The organism is Hymenobacter mucosus (assembly GCF_900188255.1).
Taxonomy (GTDB): Bacteria; Bacteroidota; Bacteroidia; order Cytophagales; family Hymenobacteraceae; genus Hymenobacter; species Hymenobacter mucosus.
On the sequence record NZ_FZNS01000020.1, the window covers coordinates 23541 to 30418 of the forward strand.

Here is a 6878-nt window from a genome sequence, read left to right on the forward strand (position 1 = left end):
TGCACCAGGGGCCTTTTTGGTCAGCAGCCGGCTTACGGCTGCGTGAGCGTGACCGCGCCGGCCGGGTTTTTGTCGCCGAGCACCACCACGGCGAACCGGCCCGCCAGCCGCAGCCGAATCTGGTAGTAGGCGTTGACTTCGACTGCGCCACCATCATCGGTTTTGAAGGAAATGACCGGCTCCGGGGCCACCAATGCGGTTTTGCTGTCCGACAGGTACAGGGTGTAGGTGGTGTTGGCGGCCAGCTGCTTGAGGGCCAGTACCATTTCGTCGAGGTCTTCGGTGGGGCGGATGGTGGCCCCGCCGCCCACGCCGGGCACCGGCTGCGTACCCACGGGCACCAGGCGGATGTTCACCGGCGTCACCGGCGTGAAGGCTTCCAGCCCACTGGCGCCGGGGCTGCCACCGCCGGCTTTCACCACGTAGAGCAGGGCCTGCGGGGCCTGGCCGCTGCCGGTTTCGGTGAGCTTGGTGTTGGTTTTGGTGTCGATGCTGACCAGCGCGTCGCCGTTTTCCAGGCCCACGTAGAGCTTGCTGCCGTCGCCGTTGGGCCACACGCCGTGCGGGTTGGCCCCCACCGGGATAGTGGCCAGCAGCTGGCGCTGGCGCGAATACACCTTCACCGCGTTTTCGCCGCCCACGGTTACGTAAGCGAAGTCGCCGGCGCTGGCCCCGCTGAAGCGGGTGCCGCCGCCGGTGCCGGCCATGTTCACATGGTTGGTGCCGGGGCCGGTGTCAATCACGCCTTCCACGGCGTAGGTCTGGGCGTTCACCACGGTCACCTTGCCCACGTCTTTGTGGGTCATCCAGACCTGCTGGCCGTCCTCGGTCACCACCAGGTTGGGCGAGAACTTGCTCACCACCGGCACCCGGGCAATGACCTCGCGCTTCTTCACATCAATTACGTCGAGCGTAGCGGTTTCGGAGTGGTCCACGAAGGCCACTTTGCCATCGGGCCGGAACACGACCATGCTCGGCTCGTGCTCGGTGGCAATGTTTTTCACCACCTGCATTTTCTCCACGTCAATCACCGTCACGTAATCCTTGCCGCGCACCGCCACCCAGAACTGTCTGCCGTCGGGCGTGAAAAAGCCCTCGTGGGGGTTGCGGTCCACGTATACCTTGCCCTTGACGGTGTTGGTGGCTAGGTCGATAAAAATCACCGCGTTGGTGAGGGTGGCAATCACGCCCAGCGTCTTGCCATCGGGCGACACCCCCAGCCCGTGCACGTTGGACTCCATGTCGTAGAGCGGGCTCAGAAACTCGGGCCGGCCCTTGCCCAAGCGAATCACGCCCAGCAGCCGGTTGGTGCTCGGGTCGTGCACCGACACCGTGTTCGATGACTGGTCGGCCAGGTACACCCGGTCGGCGGCGCTGGCTGCGATGGGGCCGGGGTCGGGCGGAATGACCATGTCGGGCTCGGTTTCCTCGCTGTTCTTTTTCGAGCAGGCCCCGAGCAACAGCGTGGCTGCCAGGGCCCAGGTGGATAAGGTAGTGATGCGCATGGAGGGATGAAATGCTGGTTTTGCCGCCCAGTCTAAGCCGGACTATTCGGCCAGTAAAGCGGGTTCACCGTCAGTGGTTTTGGGTGCGACGATTACCCGCGAAAACTTTTTGCCCGCTGGGTTCAACTCGCCGCCCGCGATGCGCTGCACCGGCCCCAGGGCCTGGCCCATGGCCCCGCCTTTGGCATCGGTGCGCACGGTGGTCAGGGCGTAGTCGCGCGCGTAGGGCGCTTTGGTGCCGCTGGTCAGGAAGATGTCGTAGTCGGTGTTCGGCGTCAGGCCGCGCAGGGCGAAGGTGGCCAAATCCACCAGCCCTTCCGAGCGCAGCGTCATGGTGCCGGTGGCGGGGCCAGCGGTGGGCGGCTTGAGCGTCCGCACCACGGCGGGCTGGTCAACCAGCTGCCGGCCGAGGCCGGTGTTTGTGGCCGCGCCGGCAGGCACGGCGTTGGGCACGTACATCAGCGCCATTGGGGCCTGGCCTACCTTGATTTTGGCCAGCACCCGGTTGCTGGCCGTGCTGATGGCCACGGCGGAGTCGCCGTTTTCCAGGCCCACGTACATCCGGCTGCCGTCGCCCGAGGGCCAGATGCCGTGCGGATTAGCCCCCACCGGAATGGTGGCCAGCTGCTTGAAGCCCGGGGCGCGGCTGTACACCTTCACTACGTCCTCGCCGCCTACGGTCACGTAGGCCAGCTTGCCGGCCGCCACATCCACCGTGGCCACGTGGTTGGTGACGGGGCCGGTTGTCAGCACGCCGCTGATGGTGAGCGTCTTGGTATCCAGTACCGATACCTTGCCCACATCCTTGTGGGTGAACCAGATTTGCTGGCCGTCTTTGGTGGGGAAGATGTTGGGCGAGAAGGGGCTCACCACCGGCACCTTTTTGATGACTTTGTAAGTGGCCACGTCCACCACGGCCAGCTCGGGCGAGAAGCTGGAGCACACAAAGGCGCGCTTGCCGTCGGGGCTGAAGGCAATCTGGCCGGGGCCGTTGGGCACGGGCACACGGCGGGTTTCGCGCATCGTGGCCACGTCAATCACCGATAGGTAGTCCTCGCCGCGCACCGTTATCCAGGCCTCCTTGCCATCGGGCCGGAAGGTGGCCTCGTGCGGGGCCCGCCCCACGTACACGCTGCCTTTGATGACGTTAGTGGCCGTTTCGATGAAGGTCACGTTGTTGGAGCCCACCGACACCACGGCCAGCAGCTTATGGTCGGACGAAGCACCCAGGCCGTGTACCAGCGCCTGCCCCTTGTAGAGCGCCGAGAGCAAGTCGGGCTGCGGCTTACCCAGAATAATCTGGCCCAGCAGCTTGTTATCCATGGGGTCGATAACCGAGACGGTGTTGGAAATCTGGTCGGCGGTGTACACCCGGTCGCGGTGGCTGACGACCTGAGCCGCCGCCACGCTGGAAATGAGCAGCAGGCCGGGGAGGAGAGGGAATTTCATGGGATAGGGAAAAAAGAACGTCATGCTGAACGAAGTCGCAGCATCGCTACCTCTTTACTAATCAACACTTCTTCAACGAAGCGGTAGCGATGCTGCGACAAGCTCAGCATGACGGTTTAAACGGAATTAGGTACTATTTGCCAGGATTCTGCGTGCCCACGGGGTGCTGTTTCAGCCAGGCAGCCATCTGCTGAATCTCGACCTGCTGCTCGGCGATGATGCTTTGGGCCAGGCGGCGCAGGGCGGGGTCCTTGCCGTACAGCAACTGCAGACGGGCCATGTCCACGGCCCCCTGGTGGTGGGGCAGCATCATGGCCGCGAAGCTGGCGTCGATGTCGTCGGGGCGGGCCCCCTCCATGCGGCGCATGCCCTCGTCCATCACCACCATCACCGAATCCATGCCGTGCTGGAAGGCGGCGACCGGGGTGCCGGGCGCGGCTGTGTGGTCCATCTTCAGGCCGGTCATGCCCGTCATGGAGTGGGTCGTGCCCGGCATTGATGTAGTACCAGCCGGGGTATGGTGTTGGGCGCGGGCCGTCGCGACTCCGCCGAAGGTGAAGGCCAGCAAAAAGAGGAAGGGTTTGGTCATGTCGTGCGCTGTTGCCGTCCCATGAGTGGGGGGCTGGTGCACTAACGGGCAACTTCCAAAAATGAACGCCCGACACGGGCCAACTGGACCTATCCCGGGGTGAACTGGCCTTCCAGGTTCCGGGCCGGCTCAGGCAAATCGCTTGAGCAGCTGCTGTACGCCGGCGCTGTAGCTGCGCGAGGAGGTGACGTGCTGGCCGTTGGCCATGCGAAACAGGTACTCGCCGTGCGACCAGTGCCTGAAGTCCACGATGTGGGCCGGGTTGACGATGCACGAGCGGTGGATGCGCAGGAACACGGCCGGGTCGAGCCGCTCGGCCAGCTGGCCCAGGGCCGTGCGCAGCGGGTAGTGCCGGCCGGCCGCGTGTAGCTGCACGCCGTTGCCGCTGGCCTCGAAGTAGCACACCTCGGCGGCCGGCACGAAGAAGCTGCGCTCCGGCAGCTTCACCAGGAACTGGTCCTGGTAGTCAGCTGCCGGGGCGGTCCAGCTGTGCAGCAGGGCCTCCAGCTCGGGGACGCGGGCCTGGTACTGGCGCAGGCGTAGCTGCTGCTGCACCCGGCGTACGCAGTCGGCAAACCGGTCGGGGTCCAGCGGTTTGAGCAGGTAATCGACAGCGTGGAGCGCGAAGGCCTGCACCGCGTACTGGTCGTAGGCCGTCACGAACACCACCAGCGGGAGCGGCTGGCCGGCTTCCCGCAGCCGGCCCAGCACCTGCACGCCATCGAGGTCGGGCATTTGCACATCGAGAAAGACGACGTCGTACGCGCCGGTTTGCAGGGCGGCCAAGGCTTCGGTGCCGTTCGCGGCTTCGCCCGTCACGGTCAGCGCCGGAAAATCGGCCAGCAGCTCCCGCAGCAGGCTGCGCGCCAGCGGCTCGTCGTCGACCAGCAGCGTGCGGATGGGCCTCATGCGGATAGATGCGTAACCCCGGCCGCTGCCAGCCGGAACGGGATGGACAGGCGCAGGCAGTAGCCGCACGCCGGGGCCGACTCCACCGCCAGGGCGTAGTCTGGGCCGTAGAGCGTAGTCAGGCGGCTTTCCAGGTTGCGCAGGCCGATGCCCCGGGCGGCGGTATCGGCCGCGCCCTGGCCGTTGTCGTGCACTTGCAGCACGAGTCGGTCGCCCTGTTTTTCGGCCCGCACGGCCAGCTCGCCGGCCCCGGCGCGGGGCGCCAGGCCGTGGCGCACGGCGTTTTCCACCACCGGCTGCAGCAGCAGGGCAGGCAGCAGCGCGCCCTCGGTATCGGGGGCGATGTCGTAGCGCACGGCTAGCCGGTCGGGGAAGCGGGTTTGCTCGATTTCGAGGTAGAGGCGCGTGAGGCGCAGCTCCTGTTCCAGGGTCACCTCCTGCTCGTCGGTGCCTTCCAGCACCAGCCGCAGAAACTGGCTGAGCTGGGCCAACATGCGCCGGGCGGCCTTCACGTCCTGGGTCATCAGGGCTGAGACGGCGTTCATCGAGTTGAAGAGAAAGTGCGGCTGAAGCTGCATTTTCAGGGCCTGCAGCTGGGCCTGCACCAGCTGGGTTTCGAGCTGGGCGGCCCGCACCCGGCCTTCGCGGTACCGCTCGCGGTACTGCACGGCGTAGGCGATGCACAGCAGCATCCAGTAGATGGGCACCCAGTTGTTGGCATTGGCCACAACGGTATGCAGGGAGAAGCCGCCCGGCGTGGCCCCGCTGCCGTGCATCACGGCGGCGTAGCCCAGGCGGTACACCAGGGTCAGGACGTAGCTAGCCGCCGCGTGGGCCAGCAGGTGCCAGAGGCGGTGCCGGCGTTCGGTGAGGTTGAAGCGGGCCGCCAGGGCGAACACCACTGGCGTGAGCAGGCCCCAAATCAGGCCGTGCAACAGCCGCCCGCCCAGGGCCTCGCGCCAGTCAGTGGGCGTGCCGGCCGAGAGGTTCTGCACAAAAATCAGCAGCACCATGAACCCGCTGAACAGCAGCCACGCCAGGGCAATGGTGGAGCCGCTCACCAGGGGCGGAGATAGTTGCCGTTCCAGGGGCCGTGCGGTCGTACTCATGCGCTTTAAAGGTAGCGAAACCCGCCGCCGCCGCGCTGGCCTGGCCTCCAGGATGGCCTTTTTAGCGGGTCAACGGGCCTTCGGGTCAGCATCGGAGAAAATGATTTCAGCCAAAGCAGGCAGGACAGTGCCTGAATAGATACGGAAAAAGGCGGTCCTAATAGGCGGGCGAAATGCGTCACTTGCTGGCGCACGGCGGCTTCGACCTGCTCGAAGGGCGGAACCCCGAATTGCTGCAGAATCTGCTGCTGGTGGTTAAAGCGGGTGACCTTGCCGTAGCGCGTCCACTCCACCGCTCCCAAGTGGTAACGCTGCTGCACGTACGCCTGGTCAGTCGCCAGGAACCGGTCCACGGGAAAGAAGCACCCCGTCGTCTTGAAGTAGCCGACCTGCAGTACGAAGCCGCCCCGGCTGTGCGGGGCCAGCAGCGTAGCCAGAGACCGGGTGGCCCAGTCGGGCAACGCAAAGAAGAGCTGCCGCTGGGGCGGATTGAAAACAGGGGGCTGGTCGAAGGCACGGCGCTGGGTCGCGTCGAGTAAAAACAAGTAGCGGGCCATGGAGCAGGAAGGAAATCCTAAAAATAGCCAGCTGGCTTGTTCACTAAAACGAAGGTTACCCTTTATAAGTACTTACGCCACCGTAAAGTGGTCATCCACGCCCACCGAAAGCCAGCCGCTGCCAAGGCCGCCGATTAACTTTTGTACCAAACTTTTAACCAAGGCCATCTTCACCTTTCAGCGACTGCCCCACGTGAATGGCCAGGCACTGGCGACTAAAATTATCGACTATCGTTAAGGCGCGGATTTTGCGGCCATCGAAGAGGTTATCGGCCACAAAATCCATGCTCCAGCTCTGATGCAGGCGGCCCAGTGGGAGACGTTCTAGCCGGTGGGCCGCGGCCCGATTGCGCCGTGGGCGCTTGCTACGCAAGTTCAAGCCTTCCAAGCAGTAAAGACGATGCACGCGCTTATGATTGTCTAGCCAGCCTTCCCGGCGTAGCAGGATATAGAGGCGCTGACTGCCGTAGCGCACTCGCACTTGCGCCAACTCCCGCAAGCGCTGGCGCAAAACGGTATCATCGCGTCCACGTGCTTGATAGGCGAAGCTCGCGCGCTGCAAACCAATGACTCGGCAGGCGCGCCGAGCGGAAATGCGGTAAGCGTCGATTAAGTGGTCAGCTAAAAGTAACCGTATACTCAGTTCCGACTCTGGGCATGAGGTGGTCGAGCTTGTCGCGTAGGGTTTGCTCGGTGCGATAGTCGTCCGGGGTGAGCCAGTAGTGCTTGCAGCGGTGCCAGAGGATTTCGATCAGGTTCA

At 64.7% G+C, this 6878-nt stretch carries 6 protein-coding genes and 1 pseudogene; all 7 read right to left on the minus strand.

Features of this window, described 5'->3' with window-relative positions; all coding sequences use genetic code 11:
• Positions 1-32: 32 nt before the first annotated feature.
• Positions 33-1331, minus strand: a complete 1299-nt coding sequence (locus CHB83_RS22675; protein ID WP_245855412.1) for a YncE family protein — start codon at positions 1329-1331, stop codon at positions 33-35.
• Positions 1332-1547: 216 nt separating this feature from the next.
• Positions 1548-2954, minus strand: a complete 1407-nt coding sequence (locus CHB83_RS22680; RefSeq protein WP_044518525.1) for a YncE family protein — start codon at positions 2952-2954, stop codon at positions 1548-1550.
• 133 nt (positions 2955-3087) lie between these two features.
• Positions 3088-3543 (minus strand): DUF305 domain-containing protein, encoded by a 456-nt coding sequence (locus tag CHB83_RS22685; RefSeq protein ID WP_065814192.1) that lies wholly within the window; start codon positions 3541-3543, stop codon positions 3088-3090.
• A gap of 129 nt (positions 3544-3672) precedes the next feature.
• Positions 3673-4452, minus strand: coding sequence for a LytR/AlgR family response regulator transcription factor (locus CHB83_RS22690; protein ID WP_044518450.1), 780 nt, complete (start codon positions 4450-4452; stop codon positions 3673-3675).
• A complete protein-coding gene (locus CHB83_RS22695) occupies positions 4449-5561 on the minus strand; it encodes a sensor histidine kinase (protein ID WP_082017271.1) in 1113 nt (370 codons plus the stop codon). Before CHB83_RS22695 ends, CHB83_RS22690 begins: the two co-directional genes overlap by 4 nt.
• A gap of 5 nt (positions 5562-5566) precedes the next feature.
• Positions 5567-6118 (minus strand): DUF4158 domain-containing protein, encoded by a 552-nt coding sequence (locus CHB83_RS22700; protein ID WP_044518448.1) that lies wholly within the window; start codon positions 6116-6118, stop codon positions 5567-5569.
• Between the two features lie 166 nt (positions 6119-6284).
• Positions 6285-6737 (minus strand): annotated as a pseudogene (locus CHB83_RS22705) (IS3 family transposase); the annotation flags it as partial.
• Positions 6738-6878 lie beyond the last annotated feature (141 nt).